16 protein-coding genes, 2 tRNA genes and 1 other RNA gene are annotated in these 22,059 nt (G+C 53.3%); 7 read left to right on the top strand and 12 right to left on the bottom strand.

Going from position 1 to position 22,059, the window contains the following annotated elements; genetic code table 11:
* Positions 1 to 6: 6 nt before the first annotated feature.
* From oppC to ABLU88_RS08065, 4 genes are all read right to left on the bottom strand, one after another.
* Positions 7 to 915 carry an oligopeptide ABC transporter permease OppC gene (gene oppC / locus ABLU88_RS08080; RefSeq protein ID WP_004121697.1) on the bottom strand — a complete coding sequence of 303 codons (909 nt, stop codon included), beginning with the start codon at positions 913 to 915 and terminating at the stop codon, positions 7 to 9.
* A gap of 14 nt (positions 916 to 929) precedes the next feature.
* The gene (gene oppB, locus ABLU88_RS08075) at positions 930 to 1,850 is read right to left on the bottom strand and encodes an oligopeptide ABC transporter permease OppB (RefSeq protein WP_004851825.1); all 921 of its coding nucleotides are present in this window, start codon (positions 1,848 to 1,850) and stop codon (positions 930 to 932) included.
* An 88-nt stretch (positions 1,851 to 1,938) separates the two neighbouring features.
* Entirely contained in the window at positions 1,939 to 3,570 is a 1,632-nt protein-coding gene (gene oppA / locus ABLU88_RS08070; RefSeq protein WP_025108232.1) for an oligopeptide ABC transporter substrate-binding protein OppA, read from the bottom strand.
* Positions 3,571 to 4,315: 745 nt separating this feature from the next.
* Positions 4,316 to 4,963: a YchE family NAAT transporter gene (locus ABLU88_RS08065; RefSeq protein WP_004851832.1), complete on the bottom strand. Its 648-nt coding sequence runs from the start codon at positions 4,961 to 4,963 to the stop codon at positions 4,316 to 4,318.
* A gap of 480 nt (positions 4,964 to 5,443) precedes the next feature.
* Here ABLU88_RS08065 and adhE point away from each other — a divergent pair, with 480 nt between their 5' ends.
* Complete coding sequence (adhE, locus tag ABLU88_RS08060; RefSeq protein ID WP_004132197.1) at positions 5,444 to 8,119, top strand: bifunctional acetaldehyde-CoA/alcohol dehydrogenase; 2,676 nt, start codon at positions 5,444 to 5,446, stop codon at positions 8,117 to 8,119.
* Positions 8,120 to 8,297: 178 nt separating this feature from the next.
* Here adhE and tdk read toward each other — a convergent pair whose 3' ends face one another.
* Entirely contained in the window at positions 8,298 to 8,915 is a 618-nt protein-coding gene (tdk, locus tag ABLU88_RS08055) for a thymidine kinase (protein WP_025108233.1), read from the bottom strand.
* 556 nt (positions 8,916 to 9,471) lie between these two features.
* Between tdk and hns the strand changes: the two genes are divergently transcribed.
* Positions 9,472 to 9,879: a histone-like nucleoid-structuring protein H-NS gene (gene hns / locus ABLU88_RS08050; RefSeq protein ID WP_004121719.1), complete on the top strand. Its 408-nt coding sequence runs from the start codon at positions 9,472 to 9,474 to the stop codon at positions 9,877 to 9,879.
* Positions 9,880 to 10,013: 134 nt separating this feature from the next.
* Here the strand turns inward: hns and galU are convergent, their stop codons facing one another.
* The 3 genes from galU to rssA all read right to left on the bottom strand — a co-directional run bounded on the left by galU (position 10,014) and on the right by rssA (position 13,116).
* Positions 10,014 to 10,916, bottom strand: a complete 903-nt coding sequence (gene galU / locus ABLU88_RS08045) for a UTP--glucose-1-phosphate uridylyltransferase GalU (RefSeq protein ID WP_004851836.1) — start codon at positions 10,914 to 10,916, stop codon at positions 10,014 to 10,016.
* 197 nt (positions 10,917 to 11,113) lie between these two features.
* Complete coding sequence (gene rssB / locus ABLU88_RS08040) at positions 11,114 to 12,127, bottom strand: two-component system response regulator RssB (protein WP_025108235.1); 1,014 nt, start codon at positions 12,125 to 12,127, stop codon at positions 11,114 to 11,116.
* An 80-nt stretch (positions 12,128 to 12,207) separates the two neighbouring features.
* Positions 12,208 to 13,116 (bottom strand): patatin-like phospholipase RssA, encoded by a 909-nt coding sequence (gene rssA / locus ABLU88_RS08035; protein WP_025108236.1) that lies wholly within the window; start codon positions 13,114 to 13,116, stop codon positions 12,208 to 12,210.
* Between the two features lie 112 nt (positions 13,117 to 13,228).
* Between rssA and ABLU88_RS08030 the strand changes: the two genes are divergently transcribed.
* The 5 genes from ABLU88_RS08030 to ABLU88_RS08010 all read left to right on the top strand — a co-directional run bounded on the left by ABLU88_RS08030 (position 13,229) and on the right by ABLU88_RS08010 (position 15,108).
* Complete coding sequence (locus ABLU88_RS08030) at positions 13,229 to 13,687, top strand: YchJ family protein (protein ID WP_014229741.1); 459 nt, start codon at positions 13,229 to 13,231, stop codon at positions 13,685 to 13,687.
* Positions 13,688 to 13,729: 42 nt separating this feature from the next.
* Positions 13,730 to 14,572 carry a formyltetrahydrofolate deformylase gene (gene purU, locus ABLU88_RS08025; RefSeq protein WP_004121732.1) on the top strand — a complete coding sequence of 281 codons (843 nt, stop codon included), beginning with the start codon at positions 13,730 to 13,732 and terminating at the stop codon, positions 14,570 to 14,572.
* Between the two features lie 156 nt (positions 14,573 to 14,728).
* Positions 14,729 to 14,813: transfer RNA gene (locus tag ABLU88_RS08020), tRNA-Tyr, on the top strand.
* Between the two features lie 35 nt (positions 14,814 to 14,848).
* Positions 14,849 to 14,933, top strand: a tRNA-Tyr gene (locus ABLU88_RS08015).
* A 44-nt stretch (positions 14,934 to 14,977) separates the two neighbouring features.
* Positions 14,978 to 15,108: non-coding RNA, RtT sRNA (locus ABLU88_RS08010), on the top strand.
* Between the two features lie 169 nt (positions 15,109 to 15,277).
* Here ABLU88_RS08010 and narI read toward each other — a convergent pair.
* The 4 genes from narI to ABLU88_RS07990 are packed head-to-tail and all read right to left on the bottom strand — an operon-like array spanning position 15,278 to position 21,937.
* A complete protein-coding gene (gene narI / locus ABLU88_RS08005; RefSeq protein ID WP_014229742.1) occupies positions 15,278 to 15,955 on the bottom strand; it encodes a respiratory nitrate reductase subunit gamma in 678 nt (225 codons plus the stop codon).
* Entirely contained in the window at positions 15,955 to 16,665 is a 711-nt protein-coding gene (gene narJ, locus ABLU88_RS08000; protein WP_348836288.1) for a nitrate reductase molybdenum cofactor assembly chaperone, read from the bottom strand. Before narJ ends, narI begins: the two co-directional genes overlap by 1 nt.
* Positions 16,662 to 18,197: a nitrate reductase subunit beta gene (gene narH, locus ABLU88_RS07995; protein ID WP_014838755.1), complete on the bottom strand. Its 1,536-nt coding sequence runs from the start codon at positions 18,195 to 18,197 to the stop codon at positions 16,662 to 16,664. The genes narJ and narH overlap by 4 nt, the downstream gene beginning before the upstream one ends.
* Positions 18,194 to 21,937, bottom strand: a complete 3,744-nt coding sequence (locus ABLU88_RS07990) for a nitrate reductase subunit alpha (protein ID WP_014229745.1) — start codon at positions 21,935 to 21,937, stop codon at positions 18,194 to 18,196. The genes narH and ABLU88_RS07990 overlap by 4 nt, the downstream gene beginning before the upstream one ends.
* Positions 21,938 to 22,059 lie beyond the last annotated feature (122 nt).

Here is a 22,059-nt window from a genome sequence, read left to right as displayed (position 1 = left end):
CGCTCCTTAGCGGTCTTTCGGGTCGAGGGCATCACGCAGGCCATCGCCGATAAAGTTAAAACAAAACAGCGTTACCACCAGAAAACCGGCAGGAAACAGCAGCAGCCACGGCGATACTTCCATTGAGTTCGCGCCATCGCTGAGCAGCGCGCCCCAGCTACTTAACGGCTCCTGGGTACCCAGGCCGAGGAAGCTTAAGAAGGATTCAAACAGAATCATGCTCGGGACCAGCAGGGAGGCGTACACCACGACCACGCCAAGCACGTTAGGCACGATATGGCGGATAACGATATTGCCGGTTGAAACGCCGCCGACCTGCGCGGCTTCAATAAACTCTTTTCGCTTCAGGCTTAGGGTCTGACCGCGAACGATACGCGCCATATCCAGCCAGGAGACCATCCCAATGGCAACGAAAATCAGCAGGATATTCTGGCCAAAGAAGGTCACCAGCAGGATGACGAAGAACATAAACGGAAAGGAGTTGAGGATTTCCAGCAGGCGCATCATCACTGAATCCACCTTGCCGCCCAGATAGCCGGAAAGCGACCCGTAAAGCGTCCCCAGAATCACCGCCACCAGCGCTGCAGCCACGCCGACCATCAGCGAGATACGTCCGCCGATCGCCACCCGCACCAGCAGGTCGCGGCCCGAGGAGTCGGTCCCAAAGTAGTGTCCGGACTCCATATCCGGGGCGCTGGACATCATGCCCCAGTCGGTATCGTAATAGGAAAACTGCGATACCATCGGCGCGATGGTGACAAAGAGCGCAATGATCACCAGCACAATCAGGCTGGCAACCGCAGCACGGTTATGCATAAAGCGGCGGCGGGCGTCCTGCCAGAGGCTGCGCCCCTCGACTTCCAGCTTTTCACTGAAGTTTTCCAGCGCCTCGTTGTTTTTCTTACTTAACATCATGGCGAACCCCAGCGTTAGTAACGGATCTTCGGATCGATAACGGCATACAGCACGTCAACAATCGCATTAAAAAGAATGGTCAATGCGCCAACCAGAATGGTCAGACTGAGTACCAGCGAGTAGTCGCGGTTCAGCGCGCCGTTGACGAACAGTTGACCAATTCCCGGCAGGCCATAAATGGTTTCAATGACCATCGAGCCGGTAATAATGCCGACAAACGCGGGTCCCATATAGGAGAGCACCGGCAGCAGCGCGGGCTTTAACGCGTGACGCAGAATAATGCGGCGCATCGGTAAGCCTTTTGCCCGGGCGGTGCGAATGAAGTTAGAGTGCAGCACTTCGATCATCGAGCCGCGGGTAATACGCGCGATACTGGCGATATAGGCCAGGGACAGAGCCACCATAGGCAAAATCATATATTGCAGCGCCCCGCCGTTCCATCCGCCGCCCGGCAGCCAGTGCAGCGTAATGGCAAATATCATGACCAGTAAGGGCGCGACCACGAAACTCGGTATCACAACCCCGGTCATTGCCACCCCCATTACGGCAAAGTCCCATTTCGTATTTTGCTTCAATGCCGCAATCACCCCGGCACTCACGCCAAGCACCACCGCGAGAAAAAACGCGGCGAAGCCTAATTTGGCGGACACCGGGAAGCTGGACGCCACCAGATCGTTGACCGAGTAATCTTTATATTTAAAGGAAGGACCGAAATCACCGTGCGCCAGCTGCTTCAGATAATTGAAGTACTGGGTCATGATGGGGTCATTTAAATGGTATTTTGCTTCAATATTCGCCATGACTTCTGGCGGCAGCGTGCGTTCACCGGTAAAGGGGCTTCCGGGCGCAAGACGCATCATGAAGAAAGAGATAGTAATAAGAATAAATAGCGTCGGAATCGCTTCCAGACAGCGACGTAAGATAAATTTTAACATTGCCCGTACCTTCTGGCGTGTGCCTTCAATAGTGCGATGAAATAAGACACCGTGAGGCAAGCGGTAACGCCTGCCCCACGTATTGCCATTAGTGCTTCACAATGTACATATTTCTTGTATACGTATTATCCAGCGGATCTTTGCCGGTATAGCCACCGACCCACGGTTTAACCAAACGGGCGTTGACATAATAGAAGACCGGTACGATGACGGAGTCTTTATCCAGCTGCTGCTCAGATTGCGCGTAAAGGTCCGCGCGTTTCGCGTCATCGCTGGTTTTCAGCGTTTCAGCGATAATCTTGTCGAAAGCCGGGCTCTTATAATGCGAGGTATTGTTTGAGCTGTCGCTCAGCATCGTATTAAGGAAGGAGGTCGGTTCGTTGTAGTCCGCACACCAGCCGGCGCGCGCAACATCAAAGGTGCCCTGATGGCGATTATCGAGGAAGGTTTTCCATTCCTGATTTTCCAGCTTCACGTTTACGCCGAGGTTTTTCTTCCAGATAGACGCCACCGCGATAGCCAGTTTTTTGTGCAGATCGGACGTGTTATAGAGCAGATTGAAAGTAAGCGGCTTATCAGCGCTATAGCCAGCTTCGGTCAGCAATTTTTTCGCTTCTTCATTACGTTTTTCCTGCGACCACTTGAACCATTCAGGCTCAATCAGCTTCATGCCATCGGTGTACGGCGGCGTATAGCTGTAGGCTGGCAGGTCGCCCTGATTCTTCACTTTATTGACAATAATGTCGCGATCCAGCGCCATCTTCAGCGCAGTACGCACGCGAACGTCGGTAAATGGCGCTTTCTGGTTATTGATTTCGTAATAATAAGTGCACAGATACGGATCGACGTGAACTTCTTTCGGGATCTCTTTTTTCAGTTTCTGGAACAGTTCGATCGGCATGTTGTTATAGGTCATATCGATTTCGCCGCTGCGGTAGCGGTTGACGTCGGTGACTTCAGAAGAAATCGGCAGGAAGGTGACCTGATTAATCACGGTTTTGGCGTTATCCCAGTAGTTGGTATTACGCTCCAGAACAATGCGTTCGTTAACAACCCAATCTTTTAATTTATACGCACCATTGCTGACGATATTGGCCGGCTGGGTCCATTTGTCACCAAATTTCTCAATAGCGGATTTAGGTACGGGTGAAACGGATGGGTGAACGAGCAGTTTGTAGAAATACGGCACCGGCTCGCTGAGGGTCACTTCAAAGGTATGATCGTCCAGCGCTTTTACGCCCAGATCGGTCGCGGGTTTTTTCCCGGCGATAATGTCATCAACGTTGGCTAAATGGCCATACTGCAGATAGCTTGCATAAGGAGACGCGGTTTTCGGATCCGCCAGACGCTGCCAGCTATAAACGAAATCTTGTGCCGTGACCGGCGTGCCGTCGGACCACTTTGCATCTTTACGCAGATGGAAGGTCCAGACTTTAAAATCTTTGTTGTCCCATTTTTCCGCAACGCCCGCGACCGGATGGCCGTCCAGGTCGCTCACCAGCAGCCCTTCAAACAAATCGCGGTTAATATTGGACTCCGGCACGCCTTCAATTTTGTGCGGATCGAGAGACTGCACTTCGGAGCCATTGTTACGTACCAGCGTTTGTTTGTCCGCCAGCTGTACCCCTGCCGGTACATCTGCCGCAACGGCGGCGTTGATGGTCATTAACGCAGAGAGGACTCCTGCGGCAACCAGGCTTTTTTTCGTGATGATGGTCATGTGTTTGTTACTCCAATCATTATAATTACTGGCTATTTAACCAGCCTGTTTTCTCTTTTCTGGATTCTGAACAGTGCAGGAGTTTATGCTGCTGTCAGAGAGTACTGCTTGCTATCACCGACTTATTTATTACGACCGCTCAAACGGCAGTCTTGACGTCGATTCTTGCCCCCCTGTCCGGGGGCGATGTAGTCCCGATGGGCTATATAATAAAAATTCTCATTTGCGTACATATTCCGCTAAAGATCACGCCGGAAAGTACCAAAACGCTTTATTGTCCGCCAATGCAATTTGCAAATATGTTACCGGATTCTCTTTTGTGGCCTTCTGGCGGCGAAGATTTATCACCCCTCGCGCATGCCAGAAATGATTAATATTCTATTTATCAATCAATTAGTATAAATGTCTCGCACTATGTGCCCTGCATCGCCGAATAGATGCTTTTTTGTACGAAAAATTAACAATCGCTTATTATTTAGCACATTCATCTGCTTCATGAGTGAAATTACTAATATCATTTCGATTATCAGACGGCAAGCACCAGAGAATGGTGTGAGGAAAATAACAGTGATTAATGTGGGTAAAAGGCCGCACTCGTGGCAAATGAAATGGATAACTTATTGATAATAAATAACAATATCAAAACATTAGAAAATAGTATTGCAGGTCGATAAATCACTTTTTTTGATATGTTTTGCTGATAATGCGCAAACGCGGAACACGTTGTTCCGCGCGGCAACACAGGTTAATTCACAAGGCCAGGAAAGAGCGCCTTTATTCCGGTAACGATGAACTCGATGCCGAGAGCCATCAGCAACAGCCCCATAATACGGGTAATCACGTTAATGCCGGTTTGTCCAAGCAGGCGAACCAGCCAGGGGGCCATACGGAAAATGCCCCAGCAGCACAGCGCGAAAAGCGCAATCGCAACTGAAAATCCCACAAAATGGGCGATGCTATGGTAACGCGTGCCCCAGACAATGGTTGAACTGATGGCCCCGGGTCCCGCCATCAGGGGCAGCGCCAGCGGCACGACGCCGATACTTTCACGAATGGCCGTTTCTGATTTTTCTTGCTTGTTCTGTTTATCCTCGCCGAGCTTGCCGCTGATCATCGACATGGCGATGGTGACCACCAGAATCCCACCCGCAATACGGAAGGAGTCAATGGAAATACCGAAGATCTGGAGGATCGCATCGCCTAAAAACAGCGACGTGAGCAAGATGATGGCGACCGACAGGTTGGCTGTCAGATTGGTTTTATTACGCACCGCCGCCGTCTGGTAGCTGGTCATACTGATAAAAACCGGGATAATGCCAACCGGGTTTACCAGCGCAAATAGCCCAATGAAAAATTTAAAGTAGGCTGAAAAATCAAACAATGATTGAATCACAGGGTGCTCCGCAGCATCATTAAAAATGGCTGTTGACAGTTACCAGCATAAAATATCCGCGAGAAGATACGCTGTTTGAAAGCATAATTCATCCCTGTTGACGCATAAGTGCATAATTTAAGCTCGGATGTTAGTTATTTGTTTCTGCAATGCTATTTAAGTCTTTAATTAGCATACCGTATCATTACACTTGATCAAACAGGTCAAAAAATGAACTGCTGAAAGGTATCAGCTTGGCTGATTATTGATTTAGATCACATAAATTGTACTCAGAAGTGAGTAACCTTGTTTACACCCAGAAGAGGAGGCAAAGCAGCGGTACCTGAAAGAAAAAACAAAAGCTTTTTTAGTCAATCGGTGAAGTCAGAAGCACAAAATTCTTTACGTTAACATTTAAATGCAAGCCGTTAACACACTGTCTATACTGTCGAATCGAGCTACTGATTCACTAAAAAAGTTTAACATTATCAGGAGAGCATTATGGCTGTTACTAATGTCGCTGAACTTAACGCACTCGTCGAGCGCGTAAAAAAAGCCCAGCGTGAATATGCCAGTTTCACTCAAGAACAAGTAGACAAAATCTTCCGCGCCGCCGCTCTGGCCGCTGCAGATGCTCGAATCCCTCTCGCCAAGATGGCCGTTGCCGAATCCGGCATGGGCATCGTCGAAGATAAAGTGATCAAAAACCACTTTGCTTCCGAATACATTTATAACGCCTATAAAGATGAAAAGACCTGCGGTGTCCTGTCTGAAGATGACACCTTCGGTACCATCACCATCGCTGAGCCGATTGGTATTATCTGCGGTATCGTCCCGACCACTAACCCAACTTCAACCGCTATCTTTAAATCTCTGATTAGCCTGAAGACCCGTAACGCCATCATCTTCTCTCCGCATCCGCGTGCTAAAGATGCGACCAACAAAGCGGCTGATATCGTACTGCAGGCAGCTATCGCAGCCGGTGCGCCGAAAGATCTGATTGGTTGGATTGACCAGCCTTCCGTTGAACTGTCAAATGCGCTGATGCACCATCCGGATATCAACCTGATCCTTGCGACCGGCGGTCCGGGCATGGTTAAAGCGGCGTACAGCTCCGGTAAACCTGCCATCGGCGTAGGCGCAGGTAACACGCCTGTTGTTATCGATGAAACGGCTGATATCAAGCGTGCCGTTGCTTCCGTCCTGATGTCTAAAACCTTCGATAACGGCGTTATCTGTGCTTCTGAGCAATCCGTTGTGGTTGTGGATTCCGTATACGATGCCGTTCGCGAACGTTTCTCCAGCCACGGCGGCTATCTGCTGCAGGGCCAGGAGCTGAAGGCTGTTCAGAATATCATCCTGAAAAACGGCGCCCTGAACGCCGCGATCGTAGGTCAACCGGCGTATAAAATCGCTGAACTGGCTGGCTTCACCGTCCCTGTTTCCACCAAAATTCTGATTGGTGAAGTCACCGACGTTGATGAAAGCGAACCATTTGCCCACGAAAAACTGTCTCCGACGCTGGCAATGTACCGTGCGAAGAACTTCGAAGACGCGGTTGATAAAGCTGAAAAACTGGTGGCAATGGGCGGTATCGGTCATACCTCTTGCCTGTATACCGACCAGGACAACCAGCCAGAACGCGTTGCTTACTTCGGTCAGCTGATGAAAACCGCACGTATCCTGATCAACACCCCTGCTTCTCAGGGTGGTATCGGTGACCTGTATAACTTCAAACTCGCACCTTCCCTGACTCTGGGTTGTGGTTCATGGGGTGGTAACTCCATCTCTGAAAACGTTGGTCCTAAGCACCTGATCAACAAGAAAACCGTTGCTAAGCGAGCTGAAAACATGTTGTGGCACAAACTTCCGAAATCTATCTACTTCCGTCGTGGCTCACTGCCAATCGCGCTGGATGAAGTGATTACTGATGGTCACAAACGCGCGCTGATCGTGACCGACCGCTTCCTGTTCAACAACGGCTATGCTGACCAGATCACCTCTGTGCTGAAAGCGGCTGGCGTTGAAACTGAAGTTTTCTTTGAAGTAGAAGCTGACCCGACGCTGACCATCGTCCGTAAAGGCGCTGAGCTGGCGAACTCGTTCAAACCAGACGTGATTATCGCGCTGGGCGGCGGTTCCCCGATGGATGCGGCGAAAATCATGTGGGTTATGTACGAGCACCCGGAAACCCACTTCGAAGAACTGGCGCTGCGCTTTATGGATATCCGTAAACGTATCTACAAGTTCCCGAAAATGGGCGTGAAAGCCAAAATGGTCGCCATCACCACGACTTCCGGTACCGGTTCTGAAGTTACGCCGTTCGCCGTTGTTACCGATGACGCAACCGGTCAGAAATACCCGCTGGCAGACTATGCCCTGACTCCGGATATGGCGATTGTTGATGCCAACCTGGTCATGGAAATGCCGAAGTCACTGTGTGCTTTCGGTGGTCTGGATGCGGTGACTCATGCCCTGGAAGCTTACGTTTCCGTACTGGCTTCCGAGTTCTCTGACGGCCAGGCGCTGCAGGCTCTGAAACTGCTGAAAGAAAACCTGCCAGCGTCCTACCACGAAGGTTCTAAGAACCCGGTAGCGCGTGAGCGTGTGCACAGTGCTGCGACCATCGCCGGTATCGCGTTTGCGAACGCCTTCCTCGGAGTATGTCACTCAATGGCGCACAAGCTGGGTTCTCAGTTCCACATTCCTCACGGTCTGGCGAACGCCCTGCTGATCAGCAACGTTATTCGCTATAACGCGAACGATAACCCGACTAAACAGACAGCATTCAGCCAGTACGACCGCCCGCAGGCACGTCGTCGCTACGCTGAAATCGCGGACCATCTGGGTCTGACTGCACCGGGTGACCGTACCGCAGCGAAAATCGAAAAACTGCTTGGCTGGTTGGACGAAATCAAAGCTGAGCTGGGTATTCCTAAGTCTATCCGCGAAGCTGGCGTGCAGGAAGCCGACTTCCTGGCCCACGTTGACAAGCTGTCTGAAGACGCATTTGACGACCAGTGCACCGGCGCTAACCCGCGCTACCCGCTGATCGCCGAGCTGAAGCAGATTCTGCTGGATACCTTCTACGGACGTAATTACGTTGAAGGCGGCGTGGAAGAGAAAAAAGAAGCCGCGCCGGCTAAAGCTGAGAAGAAAGCGAAAAAATCCGCTTAATTCCACAGCCGTAAAGTCAGTAACGCTGAGCCCCATCTTTTGATGGGGCTTTTTTGTCTCTGTCGTTCAGCAGCCGACAAAACGCCTCAGACAGCCGAAACGTATAATCATGTGCCAAAGGCTTAGTAAATGAAAAAAGGCGCTGTAAAAGCGCCTGAGACGATTTAAAGGGTGGGTATTAGCAGCTGCGCTGTTTGTTCTGCACCGCGGTCAGAGAGCCTTCGCTCAGCGCCTCTTTATAATGTTTACGGCATACGGATACATAGCGCTCATTGCCGCCAATCACCACCTGTTCCCCCTCATTGTACGGCCTACCTTCCTGATCGAGGCGCAAAACCATACTCGCCTTACGGCCGCAGAAACAGATAGTTTTTAATTCAACCAGCTTATCGGACCACGCGAGCAAATATTGACTGCCCGTAAAAAGTTCGCCGCGAAAATCTGTCCGCAATCCATAGCACAATACGGGAATATCGAGCTGGTCCACCACCTCGGACAGCTCGCGCACCTGCTCCCGGGTTAAGAACTGGCTCTCATCAACTAATACGCAGTGGATGGGTTGACGCTTATGTTCGTCTGCAATGTCGGTAAATAACGCAGTTTGGGTATTATACAACCGCGCCGGCGATGAGAGACCGATCCTCGAACTCACTTTCCCTGAACCAAAGCGGTCATCAATCTCTGCCGTATAAACCACCGTGCGCATCCCTCGCTCCTGGTAATTGTATGATGACTGCAACAGAGCGGTGGACTTGCCTGCGTTCATTGCTGAATAGTAGAAATAAAGTTGTGCCATCGGCCGCGTAACCCCAATCAATGTGTTTTTTAGCAGTAAAATTGTATCATATATTCACACGCTATCAGCCCTCGCCGTGTGGGTATTGCCGGGAACGTTCACTCGGCGGAGACCTGAAAGATTAAGCCTGTTAATTGAATGGTAATGCCTGCTATTCGTACGACCCAGGCGGCCACGCAGACGTCACTATTGCCCTTTTGTGCTTATCAGCCATTTTCGGATAGCTATAACCGCGCTGGACAAGTGTTTTATATTAAACATCATCGTCGCTGCTGCGCTAATACCCACAATGATATTTATCCATGCAAAGTATAATTTTTCCCACTGCGCATCGGAAAAAGCATACTATCTCAGGGTTTTAGCTTATCCTCTCCATCATCCTATAAGCGAAAAAGATGTGAACCCGCACATAAAATTTAAGTTAAATGAATTAATTCCCGAGACAAATAACAAGTTATTTTGACTTCCTTACATTCTCCCCTATTGCACATCTGAATTTATCGCTCTATTATTAGTCCAACAAACCACCCCACAATATAAGTTTGAGATTACTACAATGAGCGAAGCACTTAAAATTTTGAACAACATCCGTACTCTTCGTGCGCAGGCAAGAGAATGCACCCTTGAAACGCTCGAAGAAATGCTGGAAAAATTAGAAGTTGTCGTTAACGAACGTCGTGAAGAAGAAAGCGCTGCGGCTGCGGAAATTGAAGAACGCACTCGTAAACTGCAGCAATACCGTGAAATGCTGATCGCTGACGGTATTGATCCTAATGAACTGCTGAGCACCATGGCGGCAGTTAAAGCGGGAACTAAAACCAAGCGCGCTGCACGTCCGGCTAAATACAGCTACGTTGACGAAAATGGCGAAACTAAAACCTGGACTGGTCAGGGTCGTACTCCGGCAGTGATCAAGAAAGCGATGGATGAGCAAGGTAAATCCCTGGACGATTTCCTGCTGTAATAAGCCATCCTGTTCGTTTAAAAATCCCGCTGCGGCGGGATTTTTTTTATCCGTTATTCGGGACCGGTTCCGGGCGGGCATAAAAAAACCGGGAAACGAATCTCGCTCCCGGTTTCGCATTCTGCCGCGAACGATTACTTCGCTACGGCTTTATCCAGCCAGGCTTTAAATTCAGCGCCCAGGGACTTGTGGCGTACGCCATATTCAACAAAAGCCTGCATATAACCCAGCTTATTACCGCAGTCGTGGCTCTTGCCTTTCATATGATAGGCTTCTACCGTTTCTTTTTCGATCAGCATATCGATGGCATCGGTCAGCTGAATCTCATCACCGGCTCCCGGAGGGGTTTTCGCCAGCAGTGGCCAAATATCCGCGCTCAGCACGTAACGACCGACAACCGCCAGATTAGAAGGCGCTACGTCCGCTTTCGGTTTCTCGACGACACCAACCATCGGTACGCTCTCACCCGGCTGCAGGGCCAGGCCCTTGCAATCGACAACGCCGTATGCGGTAACGTCAGCAACCGGTTCAACCATGATCTGGCTTGCGCCGGTCTCATCGAAACGAGCGATCATTTCGGCCAGGTTGTCGCGAGACAGATCGGATTCATATTCATCAAGGATAACGTCCGGTAAAATAACCGCGACCGGCTCATCACCCACTACCGGGTGCGCGCAAAGCACAGCGTGGCCCAGACCTTTAGCCAGCCCCTGACGGACTTGCATAATAGTCACGTGCGGCGGACAAATAGATTGGACTTCTTCCAGCAGCTGGCGTTTTACGCGTTTTTCCAGCATCGCTTCCAGTTCAAAACTGGTATCGAAATGGTTTTCAATCGAGTTTTTCGAAGAGTGCGTAACCAGAACAATTTCGGTAATCCCGGCGGCAATACATTCGTTAACAACATATTGAATTAATGGCTTATCTACCAGCGGCAGCATTTCTTTCGGAATAGCCTTAGTAGCGGGCAGCATCCTGGTGCCTAATCCCGCAACCGGGATGACAGCTTTTCTTACTTTTGAATTAAGCGCAGCCATTGAAATCTCCTGGACTGTTCGTTTTTTAAACTTCTCGTTAATAATATGGTATCGAGTATATCAGCCTGCTCAGTCAAAGCTGTTCCGAAAAGGATTAGATATCTTCGAATTAGGAATTTTACGCATTAAACCCGGCGATAGTACCACCACAAAAGATCGCGTGGTAATCCCACGAGCCTAAAAATAAGCACAATTGTTCACTCCGTGGTCAACATCAGGCGTAAACGTCCGCCAGCCCCCCAAATTTGGCACTGCCATGATGCGCAGCGTTGACTAATTTGGTTGAGGTATGCATTACCTAAAGTGCCTAACGGAACGCCATTACTAATCTGAATTTGATGTTCTCCCGTATTCAAGGTGCCATTCAAACCCGCGGAGACTAAAATTAAATTCTTCAAGCCGCTGTGGTAATACCCTACCAATAATGGGAATTGCCCGGGTAAGTTTGCCTGCCGCAGCAATTGGTTAACCTGTTTTAGCAGGCTGCCCATCTCCGGCAAACGCTGCCCCTGATGAGCGAGCTGCTCCTGCAGTAACCCATTAAACAGCGCGCGCAGCAATAGGGCCGCCAGAACGCCATTATCACCTGCTCGTGTGACATCCAGACAATAAAACGCCAGATCGTTTTCTGATAGCGGCGCAATATCGAGCACGAGCCCTGGCTTATCGACAGAGACAAGCTGGCGATAGTGAATACGGCAACGCGACATCTCCTGCTGCACCGGCGGCTGGAGCTCCTGAAGCAGCCTCGACGCCGCGCTAGGATCGCTTACCAGCGCATCCCAGTCCTCAAACAGGCGCTCTTCTTCTTCGACACGCGAATTAAACATATTGGGATAGAGGCAGGCATACACGGTTTCTCGCAGGCGATCGAAATCTTTAACCGGTTTGAGCAGGATATCCTGAACGCCCAGGCGCAACGCTTTGGCGATGTCCGCCATGTTTTCCGTCGCTGAAATCATCAGAATCGGCAACTGCTCGCCCTGGTTACGTACATGTTCTACCAGCTGCAGGCCGTTCATTCGCGGCATGGAGATATCGCAAATCATCAAATCAGGTTTTGACTCCGCCATTTTTTGCAGTGCATCTATACCATCTTCCGCCTGTACGATGGTCGCACCAAGTGAAGCTAACCAGGTGTGCATAAGAGAGCGGAAAACGGGTTCGTCTTCAACTATCAGAATCTGTTTTCCCGCCAATGGCTGCGTCATGATCTCTCCCCTGACTGACGATAATTTAATAGTGGCATGATATTCACGCTACCGCCTGTCAGAATTTACTTAAGTATGCATCAAATGCGCTCCACGGGGGTACGCACTAAAGGTAATAGTTCATCCATTTTCTTTTCCACTGCCAGATGTCCGGCGGCGATAGCTTCGCCGGCCCGGTGGAAATCAAGCGTGGAGATTTGCGGGCAAAAGGGCTGAATCAGGATATCAGGCGGGTCGCCCGCCATACGATTTCGCTTGAGGCGATTCTCCAGAACCTGAATTGACGTCGACATGATTTCCATCGCCGTTGGCGCCCTCGTCGCCCGACGTGACGTCATACGCGCCAGGCGCGTGCGCAGCCGTGAATGCCACGAAAAATCTTCCTCGCTCTCCGGACGAGGCACCTCCATTGACAGCAAATCCTGCTGCATCAGATGCGCATCGTGCTGCAAATCAACGGCAATGACGATATCTGCGCCCATGGCGCGAGCCAGAGACACCGGCACGGGGTTAACCACCGCGCCATCCACCAGCCAGTAGCCATTATGCATCACCGGCGCCATCAAACCCGGCATACTGCAGGACGCACGGATCGCCAGATGCAGATCCCCTTCCGTAAACCACAGTTCACGACCGGTGCTTAAATTCGTTGTGACCGCCGCGAAAGGACGTTCGCAGCGCTCGATCTCGCTGACGGGCATGAGTTTGCGGTATTGACTAAACACGCGCTCGCCCCGCAGCAGGCCACCCCGTTGCCAGGAGAGATCCATTAACTTCAGTACGTCCCAGTTACTAAAGGAGCATACCCATTTCTCCAGGGCCGGAAGCCGATTGCAGGCGTACGCCGCTCCGACCAGCGAGCCAATGGAGCACCCTGCGATAACATCGACGTCGATACCCGTCCGCCGTAAGGCATTAATCACGCCGATATGCGACCACCCGCGAGCGGCGCCAGCCCCTAACGCCAGGCCAATTTTAAGCTTTCTCATGAGTACCGAAACATATCCTTCCACTCCGGGCATGGCATCATCGCCATACCTCAGTTAACATAATGCGCTTTGGCGGCGTAGCGCCGTCTTTCTTTTTCCTGTGGAGGCCGTTTTGTCGCCATTATGCCCCTGTGGCAGCGCTCTGGAGTATAGCTCATGTTGTCAGCCTTATCTGGCTGGCGCGCAGCTGGCGCCAGATCCGTCACAGCTGATGCGCTCCCGCTATAGCGCGTTTGTTATGAAAGACGCCGACTATCTGATTAAAACCTGGCACCCCTCCTGTCAAGCGCAGCAGTTTCGCGCAGACCTGGAAAACGGTTTTACCCGCACACAGTGGCAGGGTCTCACCGTCTTTGCCGCCGAGACGGGCAAGAACCCGGATGAAGGCTTTGTCAGCTTTATCGCTCGTTACGCTGACGATAACCGCTCCGGAGCCATTATTGAACGATCCCGATTCTTAAAAGAAAACGGACAGTGGTATTATATTGACGGCACGCGACCGCTAATCGGTCGTAACGATCCCTGCCCTTGCGGTTCAGGTAAAAAATTTAAAAAATGCTGCGGTCAGTAAGCCAGCAGCAGAAATAGCAAACACTACAGGATTTTCCCCGCGATGCATTCACAACAACGTAAAGTACTGCGCACTATTTGCCCTGATCAGAAAGGCCTCATCGCGCGTATCACTAATATCTGCTACAAGCACGAACTGAATATCGTGCAGAACAATGAGTTTGTTGACCACCGAACCGGCCGCTTCTTTATGCGCACCGAGCTCGAGGGTATTTTCAATGATTCAATCCTGCTGGCGGACCTCGACAGCGCGCTGCCGGAAGGTTCAATTCGTGAACTCAATCCAGCAGGGCGCCGCAGGGTCGTCATTCTGGTCACCAAAGAGGCGCACTGCCTCGGCGATCTGCTGATGAAAGCTAACTACGGCGGCCTGGACGTAGAAATCGCCGCCGTCATCGGCAATCACGAAACGCTGCGCTCGCTGGTTGAACGGTTTGATATCCCCTTCCAGCTGGTGAGCCATGAGGGTTTAACTCGCGAAGAGCATGATAAACAGATGGGCGACGCGATCGCCGCCCTTGAGCCGGATTACGTTGTGCTGGCGAAATACATGCGGGTGTTGACCCCAGAGTTTGTCTCTCGTTTCCCGAATAAAATTATTAATATTCATCACTCATTCCTGCCGGCTTTTATCGGCGCGCGTCCGTATCACCAGGCCTATGACCGCGGGGTGAAGATTATTGGCGCCACCGCACACTACGTGAACGATAATCTGGATGAAGGCCCAATCATTATGCAGGACGTCATTCACGTCGATCATACCTACACCGCGGAAGATATGATGCGCGCTGGCCGCGACGTCGAAAAAAACGTTCTGAGCCGCGCGCTGTATCAGGTTCTTGCTCAGCGGGTATTTGTTTACGGTAACCGGACGATTATTCTTTAATCTCAGGGAAATGAATTGATTAGCTTTGCACCTTTACGGATAAAAAGCAGGCAAACAGCTTCATTTCCCTAAAGGAATGCTTTACAGGGGCGTCTCATTTGATATGATGCGCCCCGCTTCCAGCAGGAAGCAGGCCAGTAAATAGCATTACCCCGTGGTGGGGTTCCCGAGCGGCCAAAGGGAGCAGACTGTAAATCTGCCGTCATCGACTTCGAAGGTTCGAATCCTTCCCCCACCACCATCTCTCAGCTTGACCTCAAAATTTGAATTACCCCTGGTGGGGTTCCCGAGCGGCCAAAGGGAGCAGACTGTAAATCTGCCGTCATCGACTTCGAAGGTTCGAATCCTTCCCCCACCACCATCACTTCCATGTCGTATTGAATTCACACTTCGCTCAGTGCCCCATATCCATCCCATGCGGGAAGGATGAGAAGCTTCGACCAAGGTTCGATTCGAGCGGAGCGAGAAAGCGTTGCCGCAGGCAACGACCCGAAGGGCGAGGCGCAACGCGCCGAGTAATCCTTCCCCCACCACCATCACTTCCTTGCAGTACCTCAGCAAAATCAAATTATCAAAACCGTCTTAGTTAGCTCTTTTATTTCTCCAGAACTGATTCTGTATTTCTGCCATATGTGCCCCGCCGGGAGCAGACCGCACAAATGAAAAACCCTGCCGCAGCAGGGTTTAGCTTTACTCGAAATAGAATTAGCGACGGGCGCGAACAATCTGGTATTTGCGCGTCAGGTACTCCACCGGCGCGCTCCAGATATGCACCAGACGGGAGAACGGGAACAGCACAAACAGCGTCATGCCCAGCACCAGGTGCACGCGGAAAATAAACGCCACGCCGTCCAGGTGCGAAGATGCTCCGCCGTGGAAGGTCACCACCGACTGCGCCCAGCCGACCAGCTTCATCATTTCGCTACCGTCCATATGCTGAGCGGAGAACGGAATAGTCAGCAGGCCCAGGGCGCACTGCACCATCAGCAGGGAGAGGATCAGAATATCCGCTCCGGTGGTGGTGGCGCGCACGCGCGGGCTCAGCAGACGACGTTTCAGCAGCAGCAGACCGCCCACCAGCGTCATCACGCCGCAGGCGCCGCCCGCAATCATCGCCATCTTCTGCTTCACGTCGACCGGCAGGAAGGATTCGTACATCCAGTGCGGCGTCAGCATACCGAGAAAGTGACCGGCAAAGATCCCCAGAATCCCGATATGAAACAGGTTCGAAGCCAGATTCATCCCTTTACGGTCCAGCATCTGGCTGGAGGCCGCACGCCAGGTATACTGCCCGTAGTCATAACGCAGCCAGCTTCCCACCAGGAACACCGTACCGGCGATATACGGATAGATGTCAAAGAAGAACATATTCAGGAAGTGCATTATTGCTGTCCTCCGTTAGAGATATTCAAATATTGCGGGGCAACGGCTCCGGCAAAACGACGCTGGTGAGCGGAGATCTCCGACTCGCCGCAGCCCTGATCGGCAAAGAATTTCATCTGTTCTTCTTCCCAGACGGCGTCCAGCGCCTGCGGCGTATCGTCGCGGGCTTCATCGGCGATTTTTTCCGCCACTTTCTGGCTATCGACCTGCGCGTTAGCCAGCTTGAGCAGCAGCTCAAACAGCGCCGCGTAGCCGCTCTCGCGCTGCTGCAGGCGAGCGCTGAGCAGGCCGAGAATCGGTGCGACGTCCTGCAATCCGCCGAGCGCTTCCGCTTCCGGCAGCTGCGCCAGATACTCCAGGTACAGCGGGAGATGATCCGGCAATTCGCGGCTATCCAGCTGCAGACCGTGGCGCTCATACTGCGCCATCAGGTCAACCATTGCCTGGCCGCGATCGCGGGATTCGCCGTGCACGTGCTCAAACAGCAGCAGCGAGGTCGCGCGGCCGCGATCGAACAGTTCGCTATAGCGAGACTGCGCGTCCAGCACATCCTGAGCGGTCAGGTCACGCAGGAAAACGCTCAGCTTATGGGCATCCTCCGGCGCGAGCTTTTCCGAAGCGGCGATAGCGTCAAACAGCTCCTGCTGATGCTGCCATAAGGCAGCGTCAGGGTACTCGAGAAGGCGCGACACAATGACGAGTTCAATCATGGGTGCGGCTCCGTTTTGCTGGTGACGTCGATAGCATCAATACGGCGGCTGTTAAACAGATTGAACTGGCTGTCAGAACCGTGGCAGCCGTCGCCGAAGGTAAAGCCGCAACCGTTTTTCTCCGGGAAGGCGTCGCGGGCCTGCTCGCGGTGGCTGCTCGGCACCACGAAACGGTCTTCGTAGTTAGCGATAGCCAGATAGCGATACATCTCCTGCGCCTGGGCTTCAGTGAGGCCTACCTCTTCCAGCGCCCGGGTATCCAGTACGCCGTCGACGGTTTCCGCGCGTTTGAAGTGGCGCATCGCCAGCATGCGTTTCAGCGCCAGCAGCACCGGCTGGGTATCGCCCGCGGTCAGCAGGTTGGCCAGATACTGAACCGGAATACGCAGGCTTTCCACGTCCGGCAGAATACCGTTGCTGCCCAGTTCCCCCGCGTCGGCGGCCGACTGAATCGGCGACAGAGGCGGCACATACCAGACCATCGGCAGGGTGCGATATTCCGGATGCAGCGGCAGCGCCAGCTTCCAGTCCATCGCCATTTTGTACACCGGCGACTGCTGGGCTGCGTCGATAACGCCCTGCGGCACGCCGTCTTTCAGCGCTTGCTCAATCACTTTCGGGTCGTTCGGGTTGAGGAACACGTCCAGCTGACGCTGATACAGGTCTTTCTCATTCTCCGTGCTGGCGGCATTTTCAATGGCGTCCGCGTCGTACAGCAGCACGCCGAGGTAGCGAATACGCCCCACGCAGGTTTCCGAGCAAACGGTCGGCATCCCGGATTCGATACGCGGGTAGCAGAAGATGCACTTCTCCGATTTCCCGCTCTTCCAGTTGAAGTAGATTTTCTTGTACGGACAGCCGGTGATGCACATACGCCAGCCGCGGCACTTGTCCTGGTCGATCAGTACGATGCCGTCTTCTTCACGTTTGTAGATGGCGCCGCTCGGGCAGGTCGCCACGCACGCCGGGTTCAGGCAGTGCTCGCACAGGCGCGGCAGATACATCATGAAGGTGTTTTCGAACTGGCCGTACATCGCCTTCTGCATGTTCTCAAAGTTCTGGTCTTTGGCGCGTTTCTCGAACTCGCCGCCCAGAATTTCTTCCCAGTTTGGACCGCTGGTGATTTTATCCATCCGCTGGCCGGTGATCAGCGAGCGCGGGCGGGCGATCGGCTGGTGTTTGCTTTCCGGCGCGTTGTGCAGGTTCTGGTAGTCGTAGTCAAACGGCTCGTAGTAGTCGTCGATGCCCGGCAGATGCGGGTTAGCAAAGATTTTACCGAGCAGCATCGCGCGGTTGCCCATGCGCGGCTGTAGCTTGCCGTTGATCTTACGGATCCAGCCGCCCTTCCACTTCTCCTGATTCTCCCAGTCGTTCGGGAAACCGACGCCCGGTTTACTTTCAACGTTGTTGAACCACGCGTACTCCATACCCTCGCGGCTGGTCCAGACGTTTTTACAGGTGACCGAGCAGGTATGACAGCCGATGCACTTATCGAGATTCAGCACCATGCCGACTTGTGAACGAATTTTCATTTTACGCTCTCCTGTACCTGGTCGTTACCTTCGCCATCTAACCAGTTAATATTCTTCATCTTACGTACCACCACGAACTCATCGCGGTTCGACCCTACCGTGCCGTAGTAGTTAAAGCCGTAGGCCAGCTGGGCATAGCCGCCGATCATATGGGTCGGCTTCGGCGTAATACGGGTCACGGAGTTGTGGATCCCGCCGCGCTGCTCGGTGATCTCGGAACCCGGCAGGTTTACGATACGCTCCTGGGCGTGGTACATCATGGTCATCCCGGCCGGCACGCGCTGGCTGACCACCGCGCGGGCGGTCAGCGCGCCGTTGCTGTTAAACACCTCGATCCAGTCGTTATCCTCAATCCCCAGATCTTTGGCGTCCGCTTCGCTCATCCACACAATCGGGCCGCCGCGCGACAGCGTCAGCATCAGCAGGTTGTCGCTGTAGGTGGAGTGGATACCCCACTTCTGGTGCGGCGTCAGGAAGTTCAACGCCTTCTCCGGGTTGCCGTTGGATTTCGCCCCCATCACCGTTTTCACCGAACGGGTATCAATTGGCGGACGATAGACCAGCAGGCTTTCGCCGAAATCGCGCATCCACTGGTGATCCTGATACAGCTGCTGGCGGCCGGAAAGCGTACGCCACGGGATCAGTTCGTGAACGTTGGTGTAGCCGGCGTTATAGGAAACGTGCTCATCTTCGAGTCCGGACCAGGTCGGGCTGGAGATAATTTTGCGCGGCTGGGCCTGAATATCGCGGAAGCGGATTTTTTCCTCTTCTTTATTCGTCGCCAGGTGCGTATGGTCGCGACCGGTAAATTCGCTGAGCGCCGCCCAGGCTTTCACCGCCACGTGGCCGTTGGTCTCCGGCGCCAGGGTCAGGATCATCTCTGCCGCATCAATTGCGGTGTTAAGCATCGGCTGGCCTTTCGCCGGGCCGTCCGCTTTGGTGTAGTTGAGCTTGCGCAGCAGATCCATTTCGCTCTGGGTATTCCAGGCGATGCCTTTCCCGCCGTTGCCGATTTTCTCCATCAGCGGGCCGATAGAAGTGAAGCGTTCGTATGTCGCCGGATAATCGCGCTCGACGGTCAGAATATGCGGCGCGGTTTTCCCAGGAATCAGGTCACATTCGCCTTTTTTCCAGTCCTTAACGTCCAGCGGCTGCGCCAGTTCGGCGGCGGAGTCGTGCTGGATAGGCAGCGTCACCACGTCGGTCTCTTTGCCGAGGTGCCCCACGCAGACTTCAGAGAATTTCTTCGCGATATCTTTGTAGATATCCCAGTCGCTTTTCGATTCCCAGGCCGGGTCGACGGCGGCGGACAGCGGATGAATAAACGGATGCATATCCGAGGTATTCATGTCGTCTTTTTCATACCAGGTGGCGGTCGGCAGCACGATGTCGGAATAGAGGCAGGTGCTCGACAGACGGAAATCGAGTGTCACCACCAGATCCAGCTTGCCGTCGAGACCGTTGTCTTTCCACTCCACTTCTTCCGGCTTCACGCCGCCCTGCTTACCGAGATCTTTGCCCTGAATACCGTTTTCCGTACCCAGCAGGTACTTCAGCATGTACTCGTGGCCCTTACCGGAAGAGCCCAGCAGGTTAGAACGCCAGATAAACAGGTTGCGCGGATGGTTTTTACCGTTTTCCGGCTGCTCTGCGGCAAAGCGAATGGAACCCTCTTTCAGGGATTTGACGGTGTAATCGACCGGCGTCATGCCCGCTTTCTTCGCCTCTTCCGCGATGCGCAGCGGGTTGGTGCCCAGCTGCGGCGCCGACGGCAGCCAGCCCATACGTTCAGCGCGCACGTTGAAGTCAATCAGGTGGCCGCTGTAGCGGGATTTATCCGCTAACGGCGACAGCAGCTCCTGTGCGGTCACGGTTTCGTAGCGCCACTGGCTGGAGTGGTTATAGAAGTACGACGTGCTGTTCATATGACGCGCCGGACGCTGCCAGTCGAGAGCAAACGCCAGCGGCTGCCATCCGGTCTGCGGACGCAGTTTTTCCTGGCCGACATAGTGCGCCCAGCCGCCGCCGCTCTGACCGACGCAGCCGCAGAAGATCAGCATATTGATAAGACCGCGATAGTTCATATCGAGGTGGAACCAGTGGTTCAGACCGGCGCCGACGATAATCATCGAACGGCCGTGGGTCTTATCGGCGTTATCGGCAAACTCCCGCGCGGTACGGATAATGTGCGCCCGGGAAACGCCGGTGATTTTCTCCGCCCACGCCGGGGTATACGCTTTGACGTCATCGTAGCTGCTGGCGCAGTTTTCATCGCCAAGACCGCGATCCAGACCGTAGTTCGCCATGGTCAGGTCGTAGACGGTGGTGACCAGCACGCTAGAGCCATCGGCCTTCTGCAGGCGTTTGACCGGCAGTTTGTGCAGCAGCACGTTTTCCAGCTCGACTTTATTAAAGTGCTCGGTGCCTTCGCCGCCAAAATACGGGAAGCCGACGTTGGCGATATCGTCGTGGCCGCCCAGCAGGCTCAGGCGCAGCTCAACGTCTTCGCCGGTTTTGCCGTCGCGCTGTTCCAGGTTCCACTTGCCTTTGTCGCCCCAGCGGAAGCCGATAGAGCCGTTCGGTACGGTGATTTCGCCCTTCTCATCAAAAGCGACGGTTTTCCATTCCGGGTTCGTTTCCTGACCTAATGCATCCACCAGGTCAGCCGCGCGCAGCATGCGGCCCGCCGCGTAATAGCCGTCGCGCTCTTCAAGCATCACCAGCATCGGCATGTCGGTGTAGCGGCGCACGTAATCGGTGAAATACTGGCTCGGTTTGTCGAGATGGAACTCGCGCAGCATGACGTGGCCCATCGCCAGCGCCATCGCCGCATCGGTACCCTGCTTCGGCGCCAGCCACAGATCGCAGAGCTTGGCGATTTCGGCGTAGTCAGGGGTGATGGCAACGGTTTTGGTACCTTTGTAGCGCACTTCGGTAAAGAAGTGGGCATCCGGGGTACGGGTCTGCGGAACGTTGGAACCCCAGGCGATAATATAGCTGGAGTTATACCAGTCGGCGGATTCCGGCACGTCGGTCTGCTCGCCCCAGGTCTGCGGTGACGCAGGCGGCAGGTCGCAGTACCAGTCGTAGAAGCTCAGGCAGGTGCCGCCGATCAGCGACAGATAGCGCGCGCCGGAGGCATAGGAGACCATCGACATCGCCGGAATAGGCGAGAAGCCCGCCACGCGGTCCGGGCCGTAGGTTTTGACGGTGTAGACGTTAGAGGCGGCAATCAGCTCGTTCACTTCCTGCCAGGACGAACGCACGAAACCGCCGCGGCCGCGCGCCTGCTTAAAGCTTTTCGCTTTGTCGGCGTCTTCAATAATAGAGGCCCAGGCATCCACCGGATCGCTGTGCTGAACTTTTGCTTCACGCCACATTTTCATCAGGCGTTTGCGCATCAGCGGATACTTCAGGCGGTTGGCGCTGTAAAGATACCAGGAGTAGCTGGCGCCGCGCGGGCAGCCGCGCGGCTCGTGGTTTGGCATATCCGGACGGGTGCGCGGATAGTCGGTCTGCTGGGTTTCCCAGGTAACCAGGCCATTTTTGACATAAATCTTCCAGCTGCACGAACCGGTGCAGTTGACACCGTGGGTGGAGCGCACAACTTTATCGTGCTGCCAACGTTGACGGTATCCATCCTCCCAGTCCCGGTTGGTTTTTAGAAGCTGGCCGTGCCCATCGGCAAAGGTTTCACCCTTCTGTTTGAAGTAGCGAAACCGGTCCAGGAATTTACTCATCGGGTCTCTCCTGTGTGGAGCCTGACGGCTCTCTGATAAATCGACATTGCTGGATTTGCAGCGAAGGTAACGCTATGAAAGAGGGAGAGAATTGATAACGATCAAGACGATATGGCTTATAA

It is taken from the genome of Klebsiella sp. GW_Kp182, from assembly GCF_040062275.1.
GTDB lineage: Bacteria > Pseudomonadota > Gammaproteobacteria > Enterobacterales > Enterobacteriaceae > Klebsiella > Klebsiella michiganensis.
The sequence above is the reverse complement of the archived record's forward strand: the minus strand, read 5'-3'. Positions and strand labels throughout refer to the sequence as shown.